The following is a 23,934-nucleotide window of genomic DNA, read 5'->3' as shown; positions in this document are numbered from 1 at the left end:
GGTCTCGACCAGCGAGGCGGCGAACGGAGTTGCGTGGCGCAGGTACTTCGGATGGGATCGGTACCCGTGCCTGAAAACGAATCCGTTTCAGATCCCTCGTCCATCGCACGCTTCGCTCGGCGCACCGTTCTCAAAGGCGGCGCCGCTGCCGCCGCCACTGCCGCCGCGGTGCTGGGCGCCGGGCGCGCGGAAGCCGCGACACCGGTGTTCCGGCACGGCGTCGCATCGGGGGACCCGCTCCCCGACGGCGTGATCATCTGGACCCGCGTGACCGTCTCCGACGACGCCACACCCGGCTCCGGCCTGGGCGAACCCGCGACCGTCCGGTGGGAGATCGCCGCGGACGAGCGGTTCGTCTCGGTCGCCGCGTCCGGCGCCGTGACGACCTCGGCGGACTCCGACCATACGGTCAAGGTCGACGTTTCCGGCCTGGCTCCGGGTGTCGAGTACTTCTATCGGTTCAACGCCCTGGGCCAGACCTCGTCGGTGGGCCGAACCAAGACCGCGCCCGCCGCCGCGGACGCCCCCGCCCGCCTTCGCTTCGGCGTGGTGTCGTGCTCGAACTGGGAGGCCGGCTACTTCGGCGCCTACCGGCACCTGGCCGCCCGCACCGACCTGGACGCGATCGTGCACCTGGGCGACTACATCTACGAATACGGCCGCGGCAAGTACGGCGGCCGCAACGGCACCGTGCGCCCGCACGATCCGGCCAACGAGATCGTCGACCTGGCGGACTACCGCATTCGCCACGCCCAGTACAAGACCGACCCGGATCTGCTCGGCCTGCACGCCACACTGCCGTTCATCTGCACCTGGGACGACCACGAATCCGCGGACAACTCCTGGTCCGGCGGCGCGAACAATCACGATCCCGCCACCGAGGGCGACTGGGCCGACCGGCGCGCGGCCTCCGCGCAGGCCTACCTGGAGTGGATGCCGGTTCGCGCGTCCGGCTCCGGCGCCGACGTGCGGATCTACCGCAGACTGCGCTTCGGCACCCTGGCCGAACTCGCCATGCTGGATCTGCGCAGCTACCGCGACCAGGAGGCGAAGCCGGGCGCGAACTGGCGCGCGGCGGACAACCCGGCGCGCACCATCACGGGCAAGGCGCAGATGGATTGGCTGACCGCGGGCTTGTCCTCCGCGCCGGTGCGCTGGAAGCTGGTCGGCAACTCGGTCATGATCGCCCCGCTGGCCTTTCCACCGCTCGAGCCCGCCACCACGGCGGCGATCACCAGCACCATGGGCGTCCCGCGGTCCGGCCCGTCGTTGAACGGCGACCAGTGGGACGGTTACACCGCCGACCGCACCCGGCTGTTCCGCGCCATCGTCGACCAGCAGATCTCCGACGTGCTGTTCCTCACCGGTGACATCCACTCCTCCTGGGCCGCCGATCTCCCGGTGGACGCCGCCGACTACCCGGGCGGCGCGACGGCGGGCGCCGAGTTCGTGGTGCCGTCGGTGACCTCGACCAGCATCGGGGACATGCTCCGGGCGAATTCCGTTCCGATCGCGGAATCGATCAAGACGGTCAACCGCCATCTGCGTTATGTGGACCTGGATGCGCACGGCTACGGCGTTCTGGAGGTCACCCCGGATCAGGCGCAGATGGACTGGTACTACCTGCTGGACGTGGCGGACCCGAATTCCGGTGTGCGGTACGGCGCTTCGTTCGCCGTCCGGTCCGGCGGCCGGATCGAGCCGCGACAAGCACCGCTGAGCTGAGCGCCGCAGCCGCCGACGCCACCGTTCGCCCGGCGTGCCGCGCCGGCCGGGCGCAAGCCCCTACTCCCCCCAGCGTTCTTCCAGCATCGCCGATACGTCCTCGGCGAAATCTCCCACGATGTCGTCCCCCGTGCACCGCGCGTCTTCGGCGAGCGCGGCCCAGCGGTTGATCAGCGCCGCCGAGCGCGGCACCGACAGCCCGTGCTCCCTGGCGGCAGCGATGCGGCTGTGGTCGGCGGGCAAGAACCAGTAAGTGGACAGCCAGACCCAGATCAGCCGAGCTTCCAGGATGCGCTCGGCCAGCTGATCGTCGTCGGCCAGCGCGGGCCACACACCCGCGACCTCCGCGCGCCAGGCCTCCACCATCTGCCGTGCGCGGTCCCGGGAGAGCTCCACATCGCACAGGCAGCCGGGGAAGGACACCAGCGCGTAGGCGATGTCCAGAGTGGCGTCGCGGAACCCACCCCACTCGTAGTCGAGGAAGCGAGCCCCCTCCTCGTTCAAGATCACGTTGTCCGGGCAGAGGTCCGACGGGCTGAACGCGCGGAAGCGGCCTGCGGAGTACAACCGGTTCCCACGCACGATGCGCTCGGCGATCTCGCCGGGCACCTCGATGCCCAGCTCGCGCTGGAGCAGGCCGGGCACCTCGGCGATCGCCGACTCGGCCTGCTGGGCGATGCCGTCCACCCGATGCACCACATCGACCCGGCGCAGCAGCGCGACGAAGTCCGCCTCGCGCCCGACGGTGGCGGCATGCATCCGGCCCAGTGCCTGGGCGAACGCCATCAGGGCGTTGCGGGTCGCCGGCTCGGCCCCGGAGCGGAGCACGGCGGACAGCAGGGAGTTCTCACCGAGGTCGCTGAGGATGAGCAGGCGGTCGGGAAGGCTGTGTGCGATCAGGTAGGCACCCGGCCGATGCTCCCGGCTCAACGCCGTGGTGAACTGATAGGACACCGTCTCGCGGAGGAACGCGGAATCGATGCTGGCCACCCCGGGCGCCAAGCCACCGGTCCGGCGATCCTGTGCGGCGCCGCGAACCTGCTTCACGATCAGGGTTCGCGGCAACGAAAAGGCGTTCTCCGCTACACGCACACGCAGGACAGTCGTCCTACCACTACCGCTGAGTTCGATCGGATCGCTCAGCTTTACCGGAGCACCCATTCGCTTTGTGAGCAACTGTTGCGCTGCGGACACGACTTCGGCGGCGCGTTCGGCCAATAGTGCGGTCATCGCCTCTCAAAGTACTCGCATGGGGTCACTTCTAGCGAGCGGTTACACAACCTTTCCGCGTCGCTCGGCGTGTCCGCGGCCCGGCCGGACCGCGACCACCGGTCGCTTGACACCTCTGCACCCGTCGGGTTTTCTCATCCTCAACTGCCCTGCGCCACACCGCAAACCAGTTGAGTGGAAAGGTCTACGCATGACCGAAACCCCGCCCCCCGCGCCCGAACGATCAGGTGGCGGCGCTCCCTCCCAGAACGACGACGACCGCTTCGCGGCGCGGCCCGGGCAGCACGAGAGCCCGAATCCACCGACTCCCGGGCCCGGAACCGGGCACGCCCACCACGAGATGACGGGTCCGGCCGGATATCCGCAGTTCCAGGACCCCGGCGCGGCGCACTACGGCAACGAACCGCTGCAGGCGCCTCCGCCCATGGGCGCCGGGCACCCCAGCTACGGCCCGCAAGGCACCGGCCCGGGCTGGGCGCCGTCGGGCCCCGCGCCCACGCCGGAACCGATCTACGGCTACCAGCAGGTCCCCACCGGTCCGGGCACACTAGACGTGGGCCGGGCGCTCAGTTTCGGCTGGGCGCGGTTGTGGTCCAATCCCGGACCGTGGGTGGGAGTGACCGCCATGGGGCTGGTCATCTACCTGGCGTTCGTGCTCGTCGTTCAACTCACCGACCCGACGTCGATGCTGCCGGTGCTACTGATCTTCCTGGCGGTCATGGCCGGGGTCTGGCTGCTGCAGGGGGCGATGGTGCGCGGCGCACTCTACGAAACCGACGGCACCCCACCGCCTTTCGGTGCCTACTTCCGCTTCGTCAACGCGGGCAACGTGCTGCTCACCGCGCTGCTGGCGTTCACACTGACCTTCCTCGGGTCGGCGCTCTGCGTGCTTCCCGGGGTCATCGCCGGGTGGCTGTGCATGTTCTCGCTGCACTTCGTCGTCGATCAGGACCAGGGCCCCTTCGAGGCGCTGAAGTCCAGCTTCATGCTGGTGGTCGCCAACGCCTGGCAGGTACTGCTACTGGCCCTGGCGGTGCTGGTGATCACTTTCCTGGGACTGCTGCTGTGCGGTTTCGGCCTGCTGATCGCGGGACCGGTCGCTGTGATCGCGGTGACCTACGCCTACCGGGTGCTGACCGGAGGCACCGTCGCCGCAGCGTGAGGCCCGCTCACTTCTCGACCAGTGCGCGAGCACCTACCCAGCGTTTGAATCGTTCCACCGGACCGGCCTCGCTACCAGCGCGCGGCCGGAGCTGGAGCACGATGATCCCGGCCACGACGATGCCCGCCATGTTCACCGCCAACTGGCCCGCGGAAAGGAATGCCACCCGCCACTCCCCCAAAGTCGCGGCGACCACGGCGAATCCGGCAGCGGGCACGGTGGTGACCGAAATGAACACGCCGACCAGCGCGGCCGACTTCGCGGTCACCAGCGACAGCATGCCCGCCGCACCCGCCAGCAGCGCGACGACCAGGGAGAAGGGGCCCACCTGATAGATGAAGTCGACCTGCTCGACGCTGCTCACTCCGTCCATGGTGAACCAACCGACCTGCTCCCACACCAGCGTCGCCACCAGGGTGACCGCCATCGCCACCGGAAACCCGACCGCGAGCGCGATGGCCGAGCGGCGGGCGAGCCGCAGGTCCCTGCGCACCAACGCCACCGCGAAAGCGGCCAGCGGACCGAACTCCGGACCGACGACCATCGCGCCGACGATCGTCACCGGCGAATCGGTCGCGACACCCACGGCGGCGAGCAGGCACGCGATCGTCAGGAACGCGAGGAACGTCGCGTTGAGGCTCGACTCCTCGTGCGTCTGCGCGAGTAGCTCCTCCCACACCACCGCGTCGCTCGGATCCCCGGGCGCCTCGCGCACCGCGCGCTCACCCGCCTCCGACAGGACCGTCTCGACCGGCGTGAGCGTCATTCCGCCGGAGCGGCAGACGCCCAGCGCGGTCAAGTCGTCGAGCACGTCGTTGGCGGCCTCCCGAGCCACATCCGCCTGGACGAGATCGCCCATCGGCTCCAGCGCGGCACCGCGGGCCAAGGTCACGTGCGTGACCCCGGGATCGGCGGCGAGTATCGCGAGTACCTCGTCGGTGAGCTCCGGCGGGCTGATCATGCGCAAATGCAGCAACGGTATTCCTCGCGGTCGGGCAGTCGTAACTGTCCAGAAGGTACCGTCAGCGGCAGCGCCCCGCTACGACGCGGTCTCGGCGTGCTCGCCCTTCTTCTGCTGCGGCTTGACGTCCAGACCCGCCTCTTTGCGTTGCAGTTCGCTGATCGGCGCGGGCGCGTCGGTGAGCGGATCGACGCCGCCGCCGGTCTTCGGGAACGCGATGACCTCGCGGATCGAGTCCTCCCCCGCCAGCAGCGCGGTGACCCGGTCCCAGCCGAAGGCGATGCCGCCGTGCGGCGGCGCGCCGAAGGCGAAGGCGTCCAGCAGGAAGCCGAACTGTTCCTGCGCCTCCTGCGCGGTGATACCCATCACGTCGAAGACGCGTTCCTGCACGTCACGGCGGTGGATACGAATCGACCCGCCACCGATCTCGTTGCCGTTGCAGACGATGTCGTAGGCATAGGCCAGCGCCGAGCCCGGATCGGTGTCGAAGGTGTCCAGCGACTCCGGCTTCGGCGAGGTGAACGCGTGGTGCACCGCGGTCCAGGCGGAGTGGCCCACCGCCACGTCGCCGCTCGCGGTCGCCTCGACGGTCGGCTCGAACAGCGGCGCGTCCACGATCCACACGAACGACCAGGCGTCCTCGTCGATGAGACCGACCTTGCGGGCGATCTCGACTCGCGCCGCGCCGAGCAGCGCGCGCTGCGCCTTCGCGGCGCCCGCGGCGAAGAACACGCAGTCACCCGGAACCGCGCCGACGTGCTTGGCCAGGCCGTCGCGCTCGACGTCGCTGAGGTTCTTGGCGACCGGTCCACCCAGGGTGCCGTCCTCGTTCACCAGCACGTACGCCAGCCCCTTGGCACCGCGCTGCTTGGCCCATTCCTGCCAGGCGTCGAGCTGGCGCCGCGGCTGCCCTGCACCGCCCGGCATGACCACCGCGCCGACATAGGGCGCCTGGAACACTCGGAACGGGGTGTCCTTGAAGTAGTCGGTGCACTCGGTGATCTCCACACCGAAACGCAGGTCGGGCTTGTCGCTACCGAATCGGCGCATGGCCTCGGCGTACGTCATGTGCGGGATCGGAGTCGGGATCTCGTAGCCGACGAGCTTCCAGAGCGCGACCAGGATCTCCTCGGCCAGCAGGATCACGTCCTCTTGGCGCACGAAGCTCATCTCGATGTCGAGCTGGGTGAACTCCGGCTGGCGGTCGGCACGGAAGTCCTCGTCCCGGTAGCACCGCGCGATCTGGAAGTAGCGCTCGATGCCGCCGACCATGAGCAGCTGCTTGAACAGCTGCGGGCTCTGCGGCAGCGCGTAGAAGTTGCCCGGCTGCAGGCGGGCGGGGACCACGAAGTCGCGCGCGCCCTCGGGCGTGGAACGGGTCAGCGTCGGGGTCTCCACCTCGACGAACTCGTGACGGCCGAGCACCTCGCGGGCGGCCGCGTTGACCTTGGACCGCAGCCGGATGGCGTGCGCCGGGCCCTCCCGGCGCAGATCCAGGTAGCGATGCTTCAGCCGCGCTTCCTCACCGGGCTGCTCGTCCAGCTGGAAAGGCAGCGGGGCGCTCTCGTTGAGCACCTCGAGTTCGGTGACATCCACCTCGATGGCGCCGGTCGGCAGTTCCGGGTTCTCGTTGCCGCTTGGCCGCGGCTCTACGGTGCCGGTGACGCGCACGCAGTACTCCGCGCGCAGCCGGTGCGCCTGCGCGGCGGGCTCGCCCTCGCGGAACACCGCCTGGGCCACACCGGACGCGTCGCGCAGATCGATGAAGATCACCCCACCGTGGTCACGCCGCCGGGCCACCCAGCCGGTGAGGGTGACGGTCTGACCGGCATGCTCGCTTCGCAGCGAACCAGCCAAGTGGGTGCGCAGCACGGGATTCCTTTCGACGACTCTGGCACCGGCGCGATGTGACCAAGTGCGAGTCCATCGTAGTGAGACACATTCGGTGAGTGGAAACCGAGATCGACGCACCCGTGACAAGCTGTATTCGAGTCAGTGTGCACCGGGGTTCCGAACGACCGAGGGTTGGGTGGCCCCGGGGACGAGCGAGAAAGCGACGACGATGACCTTCAACGAGGGCATGCAGATCGACCCCGACCGGGTTTCATCCGGAGGTCCAGGCATGGGCGGCAAGCTCGCGCTTGGCGGCGGAGCGGGCGGTCTCATCGTGCTGGTGCTGGCGCTGCTGCTGGGCGGCGACCCCGGATCCATCCTCGGTAACTTCACCGGCGCGCCGGACCAGAGCCAGACGCAGCCGGGCACGGCGGGTACGGCGGGCACCCCCAGCCACTGCAAGACCGGCGCGGATGCCAACAAATACGTCGACTGCCGGGTGGCGCTCACCGCACAGAGTTTGGACGCCGTGTGGTCGGCCGAGCTGCCGAAGCAGGCGGGCAAGCGGTACGCGCAGCCGAAAGTCGTGCTCTTCTCCGGAGCCACCTCGACCGGATGCGGCAACGCCACCAGCGCGGTGGGACCGTTCTACTGCCCGGCCGACCGAACCGCCTACTTCGACACCAGCTTCTTCCAGGAACTGGTGGATCGCTTCGGTTCCAGCGGCGGCCCGCTGGCGCAGGAATACGTCGTGGCGCACGAGATCGGCCATCACATCCAGAACCTGCTCGGGGACATCGGCCGCGCACAGCGCGATCCACGCGGGGCGGACTCCGACGCGGTGCGCACCGAATTGCAGGCCGACTGCTACGCGGGCATCTGGGCGCATTTCGCGGACGAGCAGCCTGCGCCCGGCGGCAACCAGCCGTTCCTGAAACCGCTGTCGGACAACGACGTCAATGACGCGCTGTCGGCGGCCGCCGCGGTCGGCGACGACCGTATCCAGCGCGCCGCGCAGGGCCGGGTGAATCCCGAAGCATGGACGCACGGTTCGTCCCAGCAGCGGCAGAAGTGGTTCCTCACCGGCTACAAGACCGGCCAGGTCCGAGCTTGCGACACCTACTCCGCGCCGGACCTGAACAACCCGTCCGGGCTGCGCTAGCACCGATTCCGAGCGACACAGCGCGCCGAGTCCCGCCGCGGGCAGGCGCGCTGTCATGATCTACGGCAGTTCGCCTGTGCCGCAGGCGGACACGGACAGCACCGGAAGATGGGATCGATGCGAGTAACGAAAGCCGTTCTGCTGGTTGTGACACTGATCGTCGCGGCGGGCTCGGGTGCCGCCACAGCCGACCCGGCACTGGACCGGCCCAGTGCGCTACCGCCGATCGCCGCGCCGCTGGCGCTGTTCACGCTGACCACCATCCCGGACGGCTGGCAGGCCCGGACGGATCTACGCCCGCAGCTGGAGATCTTCGCCGACGGCCGTGCGGTCAGCAGTCCCGATGCCGTCGCCGCCGAGCGCCGCCCCGAGACTCCGCCGAAACGGATCGACGGCCACATCCCCGCCGACGTGCTCAACGCGGCGCTGGCCGAGACCAAAGCGCTCGCGACGGTGGATCTCGGCGTGCCGAAGGCCACGGACCAGAGCAGCCGGATCATCGACCTCATGCCGCAGTCGCCGTCGGACGACGTGCATCTGGTGGTGTACTCGCCGGACACCACCGAGGGGCTCGGCGCCGAGCAACAGGCCGCGCGCAAACGCTTCGCCGACCTCTACCGGAAGCTGACCGACTCGTTCGTGCAGGACAACTGACGCTCTACTCGTCACCCGGCCCGACTCGTCACCCGGCCCGGCGGTGATCCGCTCGGGCCGGGTGCGGCGCATCGCCTGCCCGGCCTCGTGTCAGAACTGGTCCTGCTCGTAGTCCGAACTGATGATCTCGTCCGAGTGCGTCGCACCGATGACATCCGGCGTCGACTCACCCAGCGGGCCGGTGAGATCGTCGTTACCGGTGGGGCTCAGGTATGGCTGCACGGTGCGCGAGTGTTCCTCGTCGTTGCCGCGCTGCCCGGCCGCGGCGCCCGGCCCGCCCATGAAGCTGCTCGACCCTCCGGGTGCGGTGCTCGCGGGTGTACCGGTACCGAATGATGTGCCCGGTAGGCCGGCGACCGGCCGGATCGGCGGAACCGCCGCGCCCGGCAGGCCACTGGTCTTGGGAACCGAGGACGTACTCGGGCTGCCGGGACGGCCGGGGCTGCTGCCGAACAGGCTGCTCGGCGTGCCGTGGCTGGTGCTCGGACTGTGGGGGGTGCTGTGCACCGACGATGGCATGGTCGTGGGCGACGCCGTCGTCCCCGGTGTGGCGGAATCCAGGCTTGCCGCCTTGGTCGCGGTGTCCGACGCGGTCGACTGCGCCTGCTCCAGAATCGGCTGCCCGATGTTCTGCGCCAGCGCCTGCGCGACCTCCTGCGGCGCAGGCCCTCCACCGGGCGCGACCAACTGCTGCACCATGCCGCCGAGCTCGGCGGTTTTACCGGCCAGATCGCCACGGGTGGCGTTGACCACCCCTACCGCCTGACCGAGGTGTTCGGTGGCCGAGGCCATCAGCGTCGCCTGGGCGGGCGGGGTGAGGATCACCGGCGCGAGCGCGGTCGCCTGGGTGGCGAACGACGACGCGATGCCGAGCAGTTGCGCGTTGCCCTGCTGCACCACCGCGGCGGCGCGCTGCGTGAGCTCGGAGATGTCGATGCCCCGCTGGCTGGTCTCGCGCCCCTCCACATTCGCGTGCTGGCTCGCGGCCTGGGCGTTGCGCGCGGCCTGGCTCTGCCACAGCTGCTCGACGGTGCTGATGCTGCCCTTGCCGACCTGCATGGCCATCTCGATGACCTTGGAGGACTGGCTGAGGATCGCGGTCGGATCGAACGCGCCGATGACGCCGGTGCCGAAGCTGCTCAGCAGGTCGAGGATCGGCTTGATCAGGATGTCGACGCCGGGCAGCGCGGGCACCGCGGCACCCTGCAGCAGCGCGGCCACCGGGTCGGCGGGCAAGGCGGGCAGCGATCCGGCCGCGGCCGCCGCCTGGTTCACCGCGCTGGCGATCGCGCTCGGCGCGGCGGCGAGTGCGCCGTTCAGCACGCCGTTCGCCTGATCGAGCGCCGCGTCGACCGCGGGCGCCACGATCTGGCCGACCGCGGTGTTCGTGTCCCCGAGCAGCGCGGACATCTCATGCGCGAGGCCGTGCCCGTCCTCGGCGCTGGGCGCTGGGCTCAGTCCGGGCAGACCGGCGGGCAGGGTGGCGGCCGAGTGCTGATCCTCGGAGATCTTGCGGGAGAGCACGAATTCGGGCGGCTCGATGGGGGGCAGGTCGGCGGGCAACTGCGGCAGCGGCAGGTCCAGCACCGCCTGGGCCGGTGTCTGCTGCAGGGCGTCCAGCACGGTCTGCCGACCGTGCGCGGCGTTCTGCTCGGCCGCGTGCGCGACGGCGTGGCCCTCCGGCGCGATCACGCCGCTGTCGAGCGGTCTCATACCGCGCCCCCGATCTGGCCCGTGATCGACCCGAGCGCACCGGCGTTGGACCAATCGACGGCGTCATAGGCGGCGGCGGCACTGAACGCCGCCTCGGAGAGCTTGGCGTACTTCGCGGACAGATCGTTGATGTCCTTGGCCTGCAACAGTTGCGCCGCGGCGAACATCGCCAGGTAGTCGGCCCCGATCAAGCCGAACACCGGGACGAGCGCCGAAACGTTCTTCATCGCGTCGAAACGGCTCGCCCCCGCGAGATCATCGGCGATGCCGGCGTTGGTGGCGGCGAACGCCCGGACCGCGTCGGTCTCTACCGAGAGATCATTCATCGAGTTGCCCCCCAAATCGTCGTACAGATCAACGTCGTGCAGTTGTGTGGATCCGCCTGCTCCCTGCCGAATCGGCAAGGGCCGCTACGGTTGCGCTCAATATAGCGGACCGAACCGGAATGTTTCGAGCCCGGACGCGCCGCGAGACCGGGCGAACCGGACAAAACCGCAACGTGTTGCAAATTAGAACAAGTTCTATATTCTCTGTCCCATGAAGGTCGCAGTGACCGGCGCGGCCGGCTACCTCGGCACGAATCTGCTCCGCCTCCTCACCGAGCGCGGCCACCAGGTCACGGCCATCGACCGGGCCGTTCCCACCGAACCGGCGGCGCCCGGGGTCACCTGGATCCGGGGCGACGCACTCGACCCGGCCTCGATGCGCGCCACCCTGGACGGCGCCGAGGTGGTCTACCACTTGGTCGCGGTGATCACCCTGGCCGCGAGGAACGATCTCGCCTGGCGGGTGAACACCGAGGGCGTGCGCGTGGTCGCCGAAGCGGCGCTGGCAGTCGGCGCGCGCCGGATGGTGCACGCCAGCTCGATCCACGCGTTCGACCAGTACAGCTGCGGCGGCCGGATCGACGAGAACGCGCCGCGGTCGACCGATCCGGCGCTGCCGGTCTACGACCGTTCGAAATGGGCGGGCGAGGTGGCGCTGCGCAAGGTGATCGACCGGGGACTGGACGCCGTGCTGTGCAACCCCACCGGCGTATTCGGTCCACTGGACTACGGCAAGCCGCTCTCGCGCATCAACCGGACGCTCGAGGACGCGGCGCTCGGACGCGTGCCCGCCATGATCGGCGGCGGATTCGACCTGGTGGACGTGCGCGACGTCGCCGAGGGCTTGGCACTGGCCTGCGAGCACGGGCGCACGGGTGAGAATTACCTGCTCGGCGGATCGATGATCTCGATGCTCGAGCTGTGCCGCCTCGCCGCGGCCCACGGCGGCAAGCGCGGCCCGAAGTTCGCCATCTCCCCCACACTGATATCCGGCGTCATCCCGGTGCTCGCGCCGATCGGCAGACTGTTCAACTCCGACATCGTCTCCAAGGCGGCGCTCGGCGCGCTGATCGCCGCGCCGGTCGTAGACCACGGCAAGGCCGAACGCGAGCTCGGCTACCAGCCGCGTCCACTCGACGACACGGTGCGCGACCTGGTCACCTTCTGCACCGACCCGACCGCCCGCACACCGCCCGGAACCACGCGGATCGCTTGACAGCGGATAGAACACATGTTCGACTGAACAGGTGCGGTGGCAAAGCCAGACCCTGGACGCCGAGGACGGCGCCTTGCCCGGGCTGTCCCGGGCCGGTCTGGTGCGCACCGTGCGGACACCGGAGTTCGACGGCATCACCTTCCACGAAGTGCTGTGCAAGAGCGCGCTGAACCGGGTGCCGGAGGGCGTGAACGTGCCGTTCCAGTGGACCGTCAACCCGATGCGGGGTTGCTCGCACGCCTGTCGCTACTGTTTCGCGCGCAGCACGCACGAATATCTGGACCTGGACGCGGGCCGGGACTTCGATTCGCAGATCGTGGTGAAGACGAACGTCGCCGCGGTGCTGCGCAAGGAACTCGCGAAGCGGTCCTGGCGCCGCGAACCGGTCGCGCTGGGCACCAACACCGATCCCTATCAGCGCGCCGAGGGACGATACCGCTTGATGCCGGGCATCATTCGCGCGTTGACCGAATCCGGTACTCCGTTCTCCATCCTCACCAAGGGCACCCTGCTGCGCCGGGACCTGCCGTTGCTCACCTCGGCCGGCCGCGAGGTGCCAGTGAGTCTCGCGGTCTCCATCGCGATACTGGACGAGGATCTGCACCACAGCCTGGAACCAGGCACGCCGTCACCACGAGCCCGCCTGGACCTGGTTCGCATGCTCGCCGACGCGGGCTTCGCCGTCGATGTCCTGGTCGCACCGGTCATCCCCTGCCTCACCGACGGACGCGCCCACCTGGACGCGATCTTCGGCGCGATCGCCGAGGCCGGGGCCGAATCGGCGGTCGCGTTCCCCATGCACCTGCGCGGCAGCACCAGGGGCTGGTTCCTGTCCTGGCTGGCCGAGCATCATCCGGCGTTGCTGCGCCGGTACCGCCGGCTGTACCGGCACGGCGCCTACGTCACGCCGGAATACTCCGCGTGGCTGCGCGCGCGAGTCGCTCCGCTGCTCGCGGAGCACGGTCTGACGGCACGCGGGCGACCCGAACCGGAGACACGACCCGAATCCGCGCACACGAGCGGCGCGCAGCTGGCATTGTTCGCCTGACGCCCGCATCGTCGAATCTCGCGCGCTTCGGGGGCGCGCACCGCATTCGACGGAGTAGTTTGGCGATGGCACCTCTCAGCGACGAGGAAGTGAAGCAGGCATATGGTTTCACACCAAAAAGATGTCGGCACAGCGAAGTTGGAAAAGGTCGTCATTCGGTTCGCCGGGGACTCCGGCGACGGAATGCAGCTGACCGGCGATCGCTTCACCCACGAGGCCGCCGCCTTCGGCAACGACCTGGCCACCCAGCCCAGCTTCCCCGCCGAGATCCGAGCGCCCCAGGGCACGCTGCCCGGCGTCTCGTCCTTCCAGATCCAGATCGCCGACTACGACATCCTCACCGCGGGTGACCAGCCCGACGTGCTGGTCGCGATGAACCCCGCCGCGCTCGAGGCGAACCTCGAGGATCTCCCGCGCGGCGCCACCGTCATCGTCAACACCGACGAGTTCACCACGCGGGCCCTCGCCAAGGTGGGTTACGCCGCCGATCCGCTGGCCGACGAGACGCTGTCGGACTTCGTGGTCCACCGGGTCCCGATGACCTCGCTCACCCTCGGCGCCACCGAGTCGACCGGCATCGGGAAGAAGGACGCCCAGCGCGCGAAGAACATGTTCGCCCTCGGCCTGCTGTCCTGGATGTACGGCCGCCCGATCGGCGGCACCGAGCAGTTCATGCGGGAGAAGTTCGCGACCAAGCCCGACATCGCCGAGGCCAACATCCTAGCCTTCCGCGCGGGCTGGAACTACGGCGAGACCACCGAGAGCTTCGCCACGACCTATGAGATCGCGCCGGCCAAGCTGCCCCCTGGCACCTATCGCCAGATCACCGGCAATACCGCACTCGCCTACGGCCTGATCACCGCCGGTCAGCTCGCGGGACTGCCGGTCTTCCTCGGCACCTACCCCATCACGCCGGCCTCCGACATCCTGCACGAGCTGAGCAAGCACAAGAATTTCGGCGTCACCACCTTCCAGGCCGAGGACGAGATCGCGGGTATCGGCGCGGCGCTGGGCGCTTCGCTCGGCGGCGCGCTCGGCGTCACCAGCACCTCCGGGCCGGGGCTCGCGCTCGAGAGCGAGACCATCGGCCTGGCGGTGATGACGGAACTGCCGCTGGTGGTGATCGATGTACAGCGCGGCGGACCGTCGACCGGACTGCCGACCAAGACCGAACAGGCCGATCTGTTGCAGGCGCTCTACGGTCGCAACGGCGAATCACCGGTGCCGGTGCTCGCGCCGCGCTCCCCCGCCGACTGCTTCGCCACCGCGGTGGAGGCCGCGCGGATCGCCCTCACCTACCGCACTCCGGTACTGCTGTTGTCCGACGGCGCGATCGCCAACGGCTCCGAACCGTGGTCCATCCCGCAGGTGGCGGAGCTGGAACCGATCGACCCGGCGTTCGAACCGGACAGCGACGACGCCGACCCGTTCCAGCCGTACGCGCGCGATCCCGACACGCTCGCCCGCCCGCTCGCCGTCCCGGGCACGAAGGGCCGCGCCCACCGCATCGGCGGGCTCGAGAAGGCGGACGGCAGCGGCGACATCTCCTATGACCCGGCCAACCACGAACTCATGGTTCGCCTGCGCCAAGCCAAGATCGACGGCATCGAGGTGCCCGAGGTCGTGGTGGACGATCCGGACGGTACGGCCGAGCTGTTGCTGATCGGCTGGGGCAGTTCCTACGGACCGATCGGCGAGGCGTGCCGTCGCGCGCGGCGGCGCGGTGTGCCGGTCGCCCAGGCGCAGCTACGGCATCTCAATCCGTTGCCCGCCAACCTCGGTGACGTACTGCGCCGCTATCGCGTCGTGGTCGCGCCGGAGATGAACGGCGGCCAGCTCGCCATGCTGCTGCGGGCGAAGTACCTGGTCGACGTGCGGCCGTGGACGAAGATCGCGGGCACCGCGTTCTCCGCCCAGGAACTGGTCGGGGTCATCGACGCGGCGCTGGACGGGTCGATCGAGGAGATGGAACAGAACAAGGTCTTCGCCGCACGGGCGCGGGCCACATACCGAACGCTGCCCGACGAAATCCGCCCACAACCCAGTGCTGGATCGAGCACAGGCGCACAGGCAGCCACAGATCGAACACCGCCGGACAACGTCCGTCCACAACCCAGTGCCGGACCGAGCACAGGCGCACAGGCAGCCACAGATCGAACACCGCCGGACGAAATCCGCCCACAACCCAGTGCCGGACCGAGCACAGGCACACAGGCAGCCACAGATCGAACACCGCCGGACGAAGTCCGTCGACAGCCCAGTGCCGGGCCGAGCGCAGGCGAGGCAGCCACATACCGTATGACTGGGGGTAACGCATGACCATCGTGGAAACCTCACTGGTCGGCACCGATCTGGGGCTGACCGGGGTATCCGGAGTGCCGTCCGCGGACGGACCGCAGAAGGCGAAGGACTTCACCTCCGATCAGGAGGTGCGCTGGTGCCCCGGCTGCGGCGACTACGTGATCCTGGCGACGGTGCGCGGCTTCCTCGCCGAACTCGGATTGCGCAGGGAAAACCTGATGTTCGTGTCCGGGATCGGCTGCTCGAGCCGATTCCCCTACTACCTGGAGGCCTACGGCATCCACTCCATCCACGGTCGCGCGCCCGCGATCGCGACCGGATTGGCGGTCAGCAGGCCCGATCTGTCGGTCTGGGTGGTGACCGGTGACGGCGACGCGCTGTCCATCGGTGGCAACCATCTCATCCATGCGCTGCGCCGCAATGTGAACATGACGATCCTGCTGTTCAACAACCGGATCTACGGCTTGACCAAGGGCCAGTACTCGCCGACCTCGGAACAGGGCAAGATCACCAAGTCGACCCCGATGGGCTCGGTGGACCACCCGTTCAACACCCTGTCGGTGGCGCTGGGTGCGGAAGCGACCTTCGCCGCCCGCGCGCTCGACTCCGATCGCGCGGGACTCACCGAGGTGCTGCGCGCCGCCGCCGAGCACCGCGGCACCTCGTTCGTGGAGATCCTGCAGGACTGCCCGATCTTCAACGACGGCTCGTTCGACGTGCTGCGCCGCGACAACGCCGCCGACCATCTCGTCCCGCTGCGGCACGGCGAGCCGATCCGATTCGGCGCCGAGGGCGGACTCGCGGTCGTACGAAGGGGTTTCGGGCTCGCGGTGGCCCCCGTCGAGAGCGTCGCGGAGTCCGACATCGTGGTGCACGACGCGTACGCCGACGACCCGGCATATGCCTACGCGCTGTCACGGTTGTCCGATCAGGGGCTCGAGCATGTCGTCACGGGCATCTTCCGCAGCGTCTCTCGACCGACCTATGACGACGCGGTGCGCGACCAGACCCAGACGGCGCGGGAACAGAAACCCGTCGGTCCCGAATCGCTGCAGTCGCTGCTCACCGGGCCCGAGACCTGGACGGTCGGCTGAACCGGCCGCGGCTGCGCCGGCTCCAGGGGCCGGTCAGGCGCGCTTGGCGAATCCGAGGTCGATGACGGCGTCGCGCTCCTGCTCCAGCTCCGCGACCGAGGCGTCGATCCGAGGACGGGCCAGATCATCGATCGTCAGTTCGGGCACGATGGCGTACTCGCCGTTCGCGCACGTGACCGGGAACGAGCTGATCAGGCCTTCGGGGACGCCGTAGGAGCCGTCCGAGGGCACGGCCATCGACACCCAGTCACCGTCTCGGGTGCCGCGCACCCAGTCGTGGATGTGGTCGATCGCGGCGCTGGCCGCGCTCGCCGCCGAGGATGCGCCGCGGGCCTGGATGATGGCGGTGCCGCGCTGCTGCACGGTGGGCACGAAGTGTTCGGTCAGCCACGCCGGATCGCCGATCAGGTCGAGGGCGGGGCGTCCGGCGATGGTGGCGTGCGCGATGTCGGGGTACTGCGTCGCCGAGTGATTGCCCCAGATCGCGACCCGCGCGATGTCGGCGGCGGGCGCACCGGTCCGCTCGACCAGTTGCGCGATAGCGCGATTGTGATCCAGCCGCGTCATGGCGGTGAAACGCTCGGCGGGCACGTCCGGGGCATTGCTCATGGCGATGAAGGCGTTGGTGTTGGCGGGATTGCCGATCACGAGCACCTTCACGTCGTCCGCGGCGCTGGCGTTGATCGCCGCGCCCTGCTCGGTAAAGATCGCGCCGTTGGCGGCGAGCAGATCCGAACGTTCCATTCCGGCGGTGCGCGGCCGTGCGCCGACCAGCAGGGCGATGTCGGCGCCCGCGAAGCCGATCCACGGATCGTCGCTGATGTCGATGGACTCCAGTAAGCCGAACGCGCCGTCTTCCAGTTCCATCGCTACGCCCTCCAGCGACGCCACCGCGGCGGGGACTTCCAGCAGCCGCAGACGCACGCGCGTGTCCGGGCCCAGCATCGCGCCGGAGGCGATCCGGAACAGCATGCCGTAGGCGATCTGGCCCGCGGCTCCGGTCACGGCGACGGTCACGGTCCCAGCGGCGGTGCTCACGACGAACTCCTTGCGATCGGCGGACTTCTGCTGCCCACCCTAGCGACTCGCACCGCCGCCGAAGGCCCACGGTGAGCCACGCGACAGTGACGCGTGCGCGGCACGGCACCGGGCACGGATGGGGAACCGCAGAGTCAGGCGAGCGCTGCGACCTCGCTGTCGGTCAGCACAATCGGCGAAACCGCGTCCTTGGCGCGCGCCAGCCGCACCGCGCGATACAGCGGCCGTTCCTCCAGCCCGGCGTCACGCGCCTCGGCCCGCAACTGCTGCACCAGGATCTCCGAAACCGCTACGGCCGCGGCCAGTCGACTGGTGGCGAGCGCGTCCGCCAGCCTGCGCAAACCGAGTAGATGCAATTCGCGACCGCTGCCGACGTCGGTGTACATGGCCAGTGGGACGATCTGCGCGACCTCACCCGCGGTGATCCGCAGGGCGATCCGGCTCAACCGGGCCGGGAACACCAGAACCTCGACGCCGGTGGCCGCCGCCATGTCCACCCGCCGCTCACCGAACAGCCTGCGGGCATGAATCATCGTGCCGCTCAACCACATTCGCCGCCGACGTAACGCGACGGCGTACAGGACGGTGGGCGCGCCGACGACGACGCCGACGGCCGCGGCGATCGGCCAGCTCACCACGGTCGCGGCCAACAGCGCCGCGCCCAGACCGATACCCGACGCGGCCAGCGCGAGTCGGCGCAGCATCGGCGCGTACAACTCGGGCGCGACCAGATCGAGGCCCACCGGCGTAATCGCCTGATGGTCATCAGAATTCGTGGACACTATTCCGCCCTCTCGCGACTCCGGCGGCGGTGGTGTGCGCGCCGGTCACGCTCCCGTCGCCCGGCCGACGACGGTTCGACGCACAGTACCGTGCGCGCGGCGGTCCCGCCGCGAAACCCGAGGGCACCGCGCGCACCGCCACCTCGCTACCCGGCCAACGACTCCCGGATCACGCCGACCGCCTCGGGCAGCGGGATCTGCCGCTGGTCACCGGTCGCCATGTCCTTCAGCCCGATGGTGTTCTCCGCGAGATCACGATCGCCCAGCACGAGAGTGAATTTCGCCCCGGAGCGGTCGGCCGCCTTCATCGCCCCCTTCACACCACGTCCGCCGTAGGCCAGATCGACCCGGACCCCCGCCGCGCGTAGCTGCGCGGCCACCACGACCAGCCGCTGCTTGGCAGCGTCACCCAACGGCACGCCGAACACCTCACAGCGCGCCGGGTTGCCCGCCGACTTGCCCTCGGCCGTCAAGGCCAGCATCGTCCGGTCGACGCCGAGGCCGAATCCGATACCCGACAGCGGCTGTCCTCCCAGTTCGGCCATGAGACCGTCGTAGCGACCGCCTCCGCCGATACCGGACTGCGCGCCCAGACCGTCGTGCACGAACTCGAACGTGGTCTTGGTGTAGTAGTCGAGGCCGCGCACCATGCGCGGGTTCACCACGTACGGCACACCCAGCGCGTCCAGGTGGCCGAGTACCTGCTCGAAGTGCGCCTTGGCCGACTCCGACAGGTGATCGATCATCAGCGGCGCGTTCGCGGTCATCTCCCGCACCTCGGGCCGCTTGTCATCCAGCACGCGCAACGGGTTGAGCTGGGCGCGTCGTTTGGTCTCCTCGTCCAGCGGCAGGCCGAACAGGAAATCCTGCAGCAGTTCGCGGTACTGCGGGCGGCACGTCTCGTCACCCAGCGAGGTGACCTCGAGCCGGAACCCGTCCAGGCCCAGGCCGCGGAACCCGGCATCGGCGATCGCGATGACCTCCGCGTCCAGCGCCGGATCGTCGACACCGATCGCCTCGATGCCCACCTGCTGCAACTGCCGGTACCGGCCGGCCTGCGGCCGCTCGTAGCGGAAGAAGGGACCCGCATAGCACACCTTCACCGGAAGCTGGCCGCGATCCAGGCCGTGCTCGATGACCGCGCGCATCACGCCCGCGGTGCCTTCCGGACGCAGCGTGACACTGCGGTCGCCGCGGTCGGGGAAGGTGTACATCTCCTTGGTGACCACGTCGGTGGACTCGCCGACACCACGGGCGAACAGGCCCGTGTCCTCGAAGACCGGCAGCTCGATATGCCCGTACCCGGCCAGTCGGGCGGCGCGGAGCAGGCCGTCGCGCACCGCGACGAACTCGGCCGAGCCGGGTGGCACGTAGTCCGGTACCCCCTTCGGGGCGGAGAAGCTGCTGGTCTTGGTCACGATGCTCCAGTTTCCACCACCGCGGCCCCGCAAGTCCAACCGGTTCCCCGAACCGCCTCTCAGGAAGGTTGCGGAACAGTCTCAGGTAGAAATGGCACACTCTTATCCCGATGTAACCGGATACGGGAGGAACGTGGTAGTGCCGAGCAACGAACAGCGACGAGCAGCGGCGAAACGCAAGCTGGAACGTCAGCTCGCCAACCGGGCCGAGCGGGCGCGCAAGCGCAAGCAACTCACCATCGCCGGATCGGTACTCGGTGTCGTCGTCGTGGTCGCCGCCGTGACCGGGGTGTACTTCTTGACCCGCGGTGACGACAGCGGCGGCTCCGATTCCGCCGACGCCTCGCTGTCCAGCACTCCCGCCGCGGCCGCGCCGCCGGTCGCGAAGGCCAAGCCCGCGACGGTCGACTGCACCTACCGCGACAGCGCCAAGCCCGCCGACAAACCGGTCGGCAAGCCGAAGGCCGACGGCATCCCCACCACCGGCGTCGATGCCAAGATCAGCGTCAGCATGGAGACCAGCCAGGGGCCGATCGGGCTGACCCTGAACAACGCCGATTCGCCGTGCACGGTGAACAGCTTCGTCAGCCTGGCGGCGCAGAATTACTTCGACGGCACCAACTGCCATCGCATGACCGCGGGCGAGGGCCTGAAGGTCTTGCAATGTGGCGACCCCACGGGTACCGGGATGGGCGGGCCCGGTTACGATTTCGACAACGAGTACCCGACCGACCAGTACGCTCCGAATGATCCGGCGGCCACCTCGAAGCCGGTCACGTACAAGCGCGGCGTGCTGGCCATGGCCAACGCGGGGCCGGGAACCAACGGCAGTCAGTTCTTCATCGTGTACTCCGATTCCCTGCTCCCGCCGCAGTACACGATCTTCGGCACCGTGGACGACAACAGCCTCGGCACGCTCGACAAGATCGCCGCACTGGGGCAGGACGACTCCAACGGCCTCGGAGACGGGAAGCCCAAGCAGCCGGTCACGATCCAGTCGGTGCGCATCGACCGCTGAGTGTGGACGCATTCCGGGCCCGCGACAGGCTCCGGCCGCGGGGCCGGAGCCTGTCGACGAGAGTAGCGTAGTCGAACCTTTCTTCGGTTAGGGTGCCCTGAACCGAAGATCATCCGGCGCGCCCCGGAGACACGCCGGAAATGTGCGATACATGCTGATAAAGCAGCACGCTCGATCGTTTGTGCCGACCATTGTCAGGTAACCTCGAAACAAGGAGTTCTTGCAGCGTAGTGCGGCCTCGGCCGGGCTGTCCCCCGGGCAGGAAGTGCCACGCCACAAGTTCTTCGGGTGTCCACGTTTGCAGGCGGGACCCGCTGCACGGGACTACAGCTCGCGTGGCGGCGTCCGTAACGAAGCACCACAATCATCCATAGTGATCACCGCAGCATCGGGGAGCAGCCATGTCCGAGGAACTGGACGACATCGGCCGGGAAACCGCGGCCATGATGAGGACAATGTTGCAGCTTGCGACGCTCGTCGCCTTGCGGACCCGCGAGCGTGGTCAGAAGGAAGCCGAAGCGCGCGTCAAGCTCACCGAGGCCCGGCTCAAAGAGGCCAAGGAATTGCAGCTCCGGGAGGCGCGCGACGCGAAGGCCAAGGATCCGCGCAACACCGAGCTGGCCCGGCTGATCGAGAAGCCCATCCCGGAAAAGGGTGTGTCACTGGAAAAGGACCGGTTCTCCGCGCAAGCCGAGGCCTCCCGGATGGCAGCCAATGCCGCCACCAAGCCCGCCGTGCAGTACGACTCCGCGGAGCGCAGGATGGCGATCGCGGCCCATCTCGCGAAGATGGGGGTGGCGCCGGAGCTCGCCGCGGTACGGATGCTGATCGAAGTAGGGCAGGCACAACCGCCGGGTGAGGCCGTACGCACCCGCCCCGGCGAGGCGCCCGCGGTCACCAGGGCAGGACGGGAACAGGAATCCCGTGGCCTGGAGCGCACGCGATAGCAGGAGCCCAACGAATGCCCGCCGGATGAGCCGGCGGGCATTCGCCTTTCCGCACAATGCCGCGCGAACGACCGCGGCTACGTGGGGAATTCACCTATCGTCGGGTCGCCGAACATTCCATGCTGCGGCGACTTCGTCGGCAGCGGGCTGAGCATGTCCTTGTGGCCGTTGCGCACACTGCAATACTTGAACGGGCCCTTCGGGTCGAACAATTTCGCCATGTGCGGATCAGCGTGATCCAGGAACCAGACACTCAGTCCGGTCGACGCGTCCTGCCGGTAGTGTTCCCACGCGCGCCACAGCGCGTCCAGTCGGGCGACCGCTTCGGCGTGCTGCCACCATTCCGGGCACCACACCGTGTCGCTGAGATCGGTGACCTGCCGCCGGTAGACCACACTCAGGTATTCCTCGACGAATGCGACTACGCTCGCGTAGATCATGTTCTGCTGCTGCTCGTTCACAGCGGCCGGACCTCCTCGACTTGACCGTACTCCGGCGGTGGCGTCGACTTGCTCAGCGACGGCGAACCGATGATGTCCGCGATCTGCGTCTTGCGCTGCGGATCATGGTGCGAGATAGACTGTTTCACGTCGGCAGCGTACGCACCCTCCCACCACGGCACGGTACGGATGAGCACCGGTGGCGCACCGGAGGGGAACAGGATGGCCCGCCCGCGCGGCAGCGTCGCCAAGCCGTTGACCGAGAAGGTCTTGGACGAGCTCAGCGAGCGCGAATAGCTCTTGCCGCCCTTGGATTCGGAGACCGACTGCGAGATCGCGTCGTACTCGCCGAGCACGTCCGAACGCTCCTGCAAGAATTTCGTGTCGTCCACGCCGCTGCCGAGCACCTTGATGTTCGCCGCCGACCACAACGCGTTCATACCGCTCTCCCCCCAGCAGCGGGCACCCTGCGCCCAGGACTGGAGCACGGTCATCACGACGATGCCCCGCGAGCCGAAGTGGCTGTACTGCTTGGGCAGATCCTTCCAGCGCACCACGTTGGCCGCCTCGTCCAGCACTGCCAGCAGCGGGATCGCCAGACGCCCACCCGCCGACTGCGACGCCTTGCGCATCGCTACATCCACCACCGCCTCGGTGAGCGCGCTCACCAGCGGCGCGGCCGAACCGCGGCCCTCCAGCGACAAGCTGTAGAGCGTTCCGTTGTTCTCCAAGAACTCCAGCTCGTCGAATTCCCTGCGGTCGCCGCCCCGGGAGATCCACGGATGGACGTTCGACAGTTTGAGGCAACGGATCATCTTCTTGGCCGTGCCGAAGATACCGCTGCGTGTGCGCGGATCGGTATTGTACTGCGAGGACAGGCCCGAGGCCGTGTAGTGATGGCGGGCGGCGCGCAGCAACTCGATGGGCTCGGTGTCCTGCGGATTGGTCACCCACTCCCAGACCTGCACGATCGGCCTGCTGCCGTCGCGGTCGCCGACAGCGGCGGCGAGGAACAACCCGGCCAGCAGGTCCTCGGCCTCGGGATCGAAGAACGCGTCGGTCGTCGTGTCGCGGCCGTCGTCACCGTCGGCGAAATGCCCCGCCAGCCGAGCCGCGCGCATCTCACAACCTTCACGCCGGGCGTCCACCCAGGACAGCGGGTCCCAGAACCAGGTCGGCTCTTCACCCGCGACACCCTGCGGATCGAAGACAAAGGTGGGGCTTCCCTTGCCCTCGCGCACGTCTCGGGTCGCGTCTACCACGTCGCGCTTGTTCGACGTGGCCAGCACCGGACCGATCGCGCTGAGGATCGCCGGGATCACCCGCGACGTCGACTTGCCCTGGCGCGGACCCCAGATGTCCAGGTGCAGATCCTCATACGAACCGTAGAGCATCACTCCGTCGGCCACACCCACACCGATCGGCACACCCGGAGCGTCGTTGTAGCCCAGTTTCACCCCCAGCTGCTCGGCCTTCTCCCGGACGCCCGCCTCGGTGAGCATCGAGATCGCGCCGCCGTTGCCCATCACATCGGCCTTGTCGTCGACCGGCAGCCTGCCCTTGGACCGGCGCTTGCGCAGCTCCTTGCGGATCACCAGATACGCGACGACGCTCAGGATCACCAGCAGCAGAACTGCGGTGGCCGCGGTCGGCCAGCGCAGCTTTCCCCGCGCCAGATCGGCCGCGATGGCGATCGGGTTGAAGGGCACGTCCTGCGGGCTGCCCTCGAGCATGTTGCCCAGATGCAATGCGAGCCAGAGGGTTCCGAAGATCACGAAGCCGGCGTAGATCAGTAGCAGGCTGATGTCGGGTCCGGGGATCGCCGGATCCGTCACCTTTTTCTTCTTCGCCATGTGTCCCTCCTGG

Annotated in this window: 19 protein-coding genes and 1 pseudogene; 10 read left to right on the top strand and 10 right to left on the bottom strand. The window is 68.8% G+C overall.

The window, feature by feature from the left end; translation table 11 throughout:
- Positions 1 to 51 precede the first annotated feature (51 nt).
- Positions 52 to 1,725 carry an alkaline phosphatase D family protein gene (locus ACT89H_RS03835; RefSeq protein ID WP_445107048.1) on the top strand — a complete coding sequence of 558 codons (1,674 nt, stop codon included), beginning with the start codon at positions 52 to 54 and terminating at the stop codon, positions 1,723 to 1,725.
- 60 nt (positions 1,726 to 1,785) lie between these two features.
- Here ACT89H_RS03835 and ACT89H_RS03830 read toward each other — a convergent pair whose 3' ends face one another.
- Positions 1,786 to 2,955 (bottom strand): phosphotransferase family protein, encoded by a 1,170-nt coding sequence (locus tag ACT89H_RS03830; RefSeq protein ID WP_445107047.1) that lies wholly within the window; start codon positions 2,953 to 2,955, stop codon positions 1,786 to 1,788.
- Between the two features lie 190 nt (positions 2,956 to 3,145).
- Between ACT89H_RS03830 and ACT89H_RS03825 the strand changes: the two genes are divergently transcribed.
- On the top strand, positions 3,146 to 4,117 hold the full coding sequence (locus ACT89H_RS03825) for a hypothetical protein (protein ID WP_445107046.1): 972 nt from the start codon (positions 3,146 to 3,148) through the stop codon (positions 4,115 to 4,117).
- A gap of 7 nt (positions 4,118 to 4,124) precedes the next feature.
- Here the strand turns inward: ACT89H_RS03825 and ACT89H_RS03820 are convergent, their stop codons facing one another.
- Together ACT89H_RS03820 and aspS are read right to left on the bottom strand one after the other, a co-directional pair.
- Positions 4,125 to 5,093 (bottom strand): DUF389 domain-containing protein, encoded by a 969-nt coding sequence (locus ACT89H_RS03820; RefSeq protein ID WP_445107045.1) that lies wholly within the window; start codon positions 5,091 to 5,093, stop codon positions 4,125 to 4,127.
- Positions 5,094 to 5,156: 63 nt separating this feature from the next.
- On the bottom strand, positions 5,157 to 6,950 hold the full coding sequence (aspS, locus tag ACT89H_RS03815) for an aspartate--tRNA ligase (RefSeq protein WP_445107044.1): 1,794 nt from the start codon (positions 6,948 to 6,950) through the stop codon (positions 5,157 to 5,159).
- 190 nt (positions 6,951 to 7,140) lie between these two features.
- On the opposite strand from aspS, the gene ypfJ reads away from it, so the two are divergent.
- Together ypfJ and ACT89H_RS03805 are read left to right on the top strand one after the other, a co-directional pair.
- The gene (ypfJ, locus tag ACT89H_RS03810; RefSeq protein ID WP_445107043.1) at positions 7,141 to 8,073 is read left to right on the top strand and encodes a KPN_02809 family neutral zinc metallopeptidase; all 933 of its coding nucleotides are present in this window, start codon (positions 7,141 to 7,143) and stop codon (positions 8,071 to 8,073) included.
- Positions 8,074 to 8,190: 117 nt separating this feature from the next.
- Entirely contained in the window at positions 8,191 to 8,727 is a 537-nt protein-coding gene (locus ACT89H_RS03805) for a hypothetical protein (protein WP_445107042.1), read from the top strand.
- A 90-nt stretch (positions 8,728 to 8,817) separates the two neighbouring features.
- On the opposite strand, the gene ACT89H_RS03800 is transcribed toward ACT89H_RS03805, so the two are convergent.
- Positions 8,818 to 10,440: a hypothetical protein gene (locus ACT89H_RS03800; RefSeq protein ID WP_445107041.1), complete on the bottom strand. Its 1,623-nt coding sequence runs from the start codon at positions 10,438 to 10,440 to the stop codon at positions 8,818 to 8,820.
- Positions 10,437 to 10,766, bottom strand: a complete 330-nt coding sequence (locus ACT89H_RS03795) for a type VII secretion target (RefSeq protein ID WP_445107040.1) — start codon at positions 10,764 to 10,766, stop codon at positions 10,437 to 10,439. Before ACT89H_RS03795 ends, ACT89H_RS03800 begins: the two co-directional genes overlap by 4 nt.
- A gap of 211 nt (positions 10,767 to 10,977) precedes the next feature.
- On the opposite strand from ACT89H_RS03795, the gene ACT89H_RS03790 reads away from it, so the two are divergent.
- The 4 genes and pseudogenes from ACT89H_RS03790 (at position 10,978) to ACT89H_RS03775 (ending at position 16,425) form a co-directional block, all read left to right on the top strand.
- Positions 10,978 to 11,982, top strand: a complete 1,005-nt coding sequence (locus tag ACT89H_RS03790) for an NAD-dependent epimerase/dehydratase family protein (protein WP_445107039.1) — start codon at positions 10,978 to 10,980, stop codon at positions 11,980 to 11,982.
- 31 nt (positions 11,983 to 12,013) lie between these two features.
- Positions 12,014 to 13,030, top strand: coding sequence for an Rv2578c family radical SAM protein (locus ACT89H_RS03785; RefSeq protein ID WP_445107038.1), 1,017 nt, complete (start codon positions 12,014 to 12,016; stop codon positions 13,028 to 13,030).
- Positions 13,031 to 13,132: 102 nt separating this feature from the next.
- Positions 13,133 to 15,046, top strand: a pseudogene (locus ACT89H_RS03780) (2-oxoacid:acceptor oxidoreductase subunit alpha); the annotation flags it as partial.
- A 299-nt stretch (positions 15,047 to 15,345) separates the two neighbouring features.
- The gene (locus tag ACT89H_RS03775; RefSeq protein WP_445107037.1) at positions 15,346 to 16,425 is read left to right on the top strand and encodes a 2-oxoacid:ferredoxin oxidoreductase subunit beta; all 1,080 of its coding nucleotides are present in this window, start codon (positions 15,346 to 15,348) and stop codon (positions 16,423 to 16,425) included.
- A 33-nt stretch (positions 16,426 to 16,458) separates the two neighbouring features.
- Here the strand turns inward: ACT89H_RS03775 and ACT89H_RS03770 are convergent, their stop codons facing one another.
- The 3 genes from ACT89H_RS03770 to hisS all read right to left on the bottom strand — a co-directional run bounded on the left by ACT89H_RS03770 (position 16,459) and on the right by hisS (position 19,663).
- Complete coding sequence (locus tag ACT89H_RS03770) at positions 16,459 to 17,463, bottom strand: malate dehydrogenase (RefSeq protein ID WP_445107036.1); 1,005 nt, start codon at positions 17,461 to 17,463, stop codon at positions 16,459 to 16,461.
- A gap of 134 nt (positions 17,464 to 17,597) precedes the next feature.
- Positions 17,598 to 18,245: a hypothetical protein gene (locus tag ACT89H_RS03765; RefSeq protein WP_445107035.1), complete on the bottom strand. Its 648-nt coding sequence runs from the start codon at positions 18,243 to 18,245 to the stop codon at positions 17,598 to 17,600.
- Positions 18,246 to 18,391: 146 nt separating this feature from the next.
- Positions 18,392 to 19,663 (bottom strand): histidine--tRNA ligase, encoded by a 1,272-nt coding sequence (gene hisS / locus ACT89H_RS03760; protein WP_445107034.1) that lies wholly within the window; start codon positions 19,661 to 19,663, stop codon positions 18,392 to 18,394.
- Between the two features lie 139 nt (positions 19,664 to 19,802).
- Between hisS and ACT89H_RS03755 the strand changes: the two genes are divergently transcribed.
- Positions 19,803 to 20,681, top strand: a complete 879-nt coding sequence (locus ACT89H_RS03755) for a peptidylprolyl isomerase (protein WP_445107033.1) — start codon at positions 19,803 to 19,805, stop codon at positions 20,679 to 20,681.
- A 401-nt stretch (positions 20,682 to 21,082) separates the two neighbouring features.
- On the top strand, positions 21,083 to 21,628 hold the full coding sequence (locus tag ACT89H_RS03750) for a hypothetical protein (RefSeq protein ID WP_445107032.1): 546 nt from the start codon (positions 21,083 to 21,085) through the stop codon (positions 21,626 to 21,628).
- A 77-nt stretch (positions 21,629 to 21,705) separates the two neighbouring features.
- Here the strand turns inward: ACT89H_RS03750 and ACT89H_RS03745 are convergent, their stop codons facing one another.
- Both ACT89H_RS03745 and ACT89H_RS03740 read right to left on the bottom strand, forming a co-directional pair.
- Complete coding sequence (locus ACT89H_RS03745; RefSeq protein WP_445107031.1) at positions 21,706 to 22,089, bottom strand: DUF4913 domain-containing protein; 384 nt, start codon at positions 22,087 to 22,089, stop codon at positions 21,706 to 21,708.
- Positions 22,086 to 23,921: a type IV secretory system conjugative DNA transfer family protein gene (locus ACT89H_RS03740; protein WP_445107030.1), complete on the bottom strand. Its 1,836-nt coding sequence runs from the start codon at positions 23,919 to 23,921 to the stop codon at positions 22,086 to 22,088. Before ACT89H_RS03740 ends, ACT89H_RS03745 begins: the two co-directional genes overlap by 4 nt.
- Between the last annotated feature and the right edge of the window lie 13 nt (positions 23,922 to 23,934).

Source organism: Nocardia aegles (assembly GCF_052545135.1).
This window is presented reverse-complemented; position numbering and strand designations above follow the sequence as displayed.

Excerpts from the sequence above, each read along its gene's own strand:
- ACT89H_RS03750 (WP_445107032.1), top strand. The coding sequence starts at position 21,083 with ATGTCCGAGGAACTGGACGACATCGGCCGGGAAACCGCGGCCATGATG.
- ACT89H_RS03775 (WP_445107037.1), top strand. The coding sequence starts at position 15,346 with ATGACCATCGTGGAAACCTCACTGGTCGGCACCGATCTGGGGCTGACC.
- ACT89H_RS03740 (WP_445107030.1), bottom strand. The coding sequence starts at position 23,921 with ATGGCGAAGAAGAAAAAGGTGACGGATCCGGCGATCCCCGGACCCGAC.
- ACT89H_RS03805 (WP_445107042.1), top strand. The coding sequence starts at position 8,191 with ATGCGAGTAACGAAAGCCGTTCTGCTGGTTGTGACACTGATCGTCGCG.
- ACT89H_RS03830 (WP_445107047.1), bottom strand. The coding sequence starts at position 2,955 with ATGACCGCACTATTGGCCGAACGCGCCGCCGAAGTCGTGTCCGCAGCG.
- ACT89H_RS03795 (WP_445107040.1), bottom strand. The coding sequence starts at position 10,766 with ATGAATGATCTCTCGGTAGAGACCGACGCGGTCCGGGCGTTCGCCGCC.
- ACT89H_RS03790 (WP_445107039.1), top strand. The coding sequence starts at position 10,978 with ATGAAGGTCGCAGTGACCGGCGCGGCCGGCTACCTCGGCACGAATCTG.
- ACT89H_RS03835 (WP_445107048.1), top strand. The coding sequence starts at position 52 with ATGGGATCGGTACCCGTGCCTGAAAACGAATCCGTTTCAGATCCCTCG.
- ypfJ (WP_445107043.1), top strand. The coding sequence starts at position 7,141 with ATGACCTTCAACGAGGGCATGCAGATCGACCCCGACCGGGTTTCATCC.
- ACT89H_RS03800 (WP_445107041.1), bottom strand. The coding sequence starts at position 10,440 with ATGAGACCGCTCGACAGCGGCGTGATCGCGCCGGAGGGCCACGCCGTC.
- ACT89H_RS03825 (WP_445107046.1), top strand. The coding sequence starts at position 3,146 with ATGACCGAAACCCCGCCCCCCGCGCCCGAACGATCAGGTGGCGGCGCT.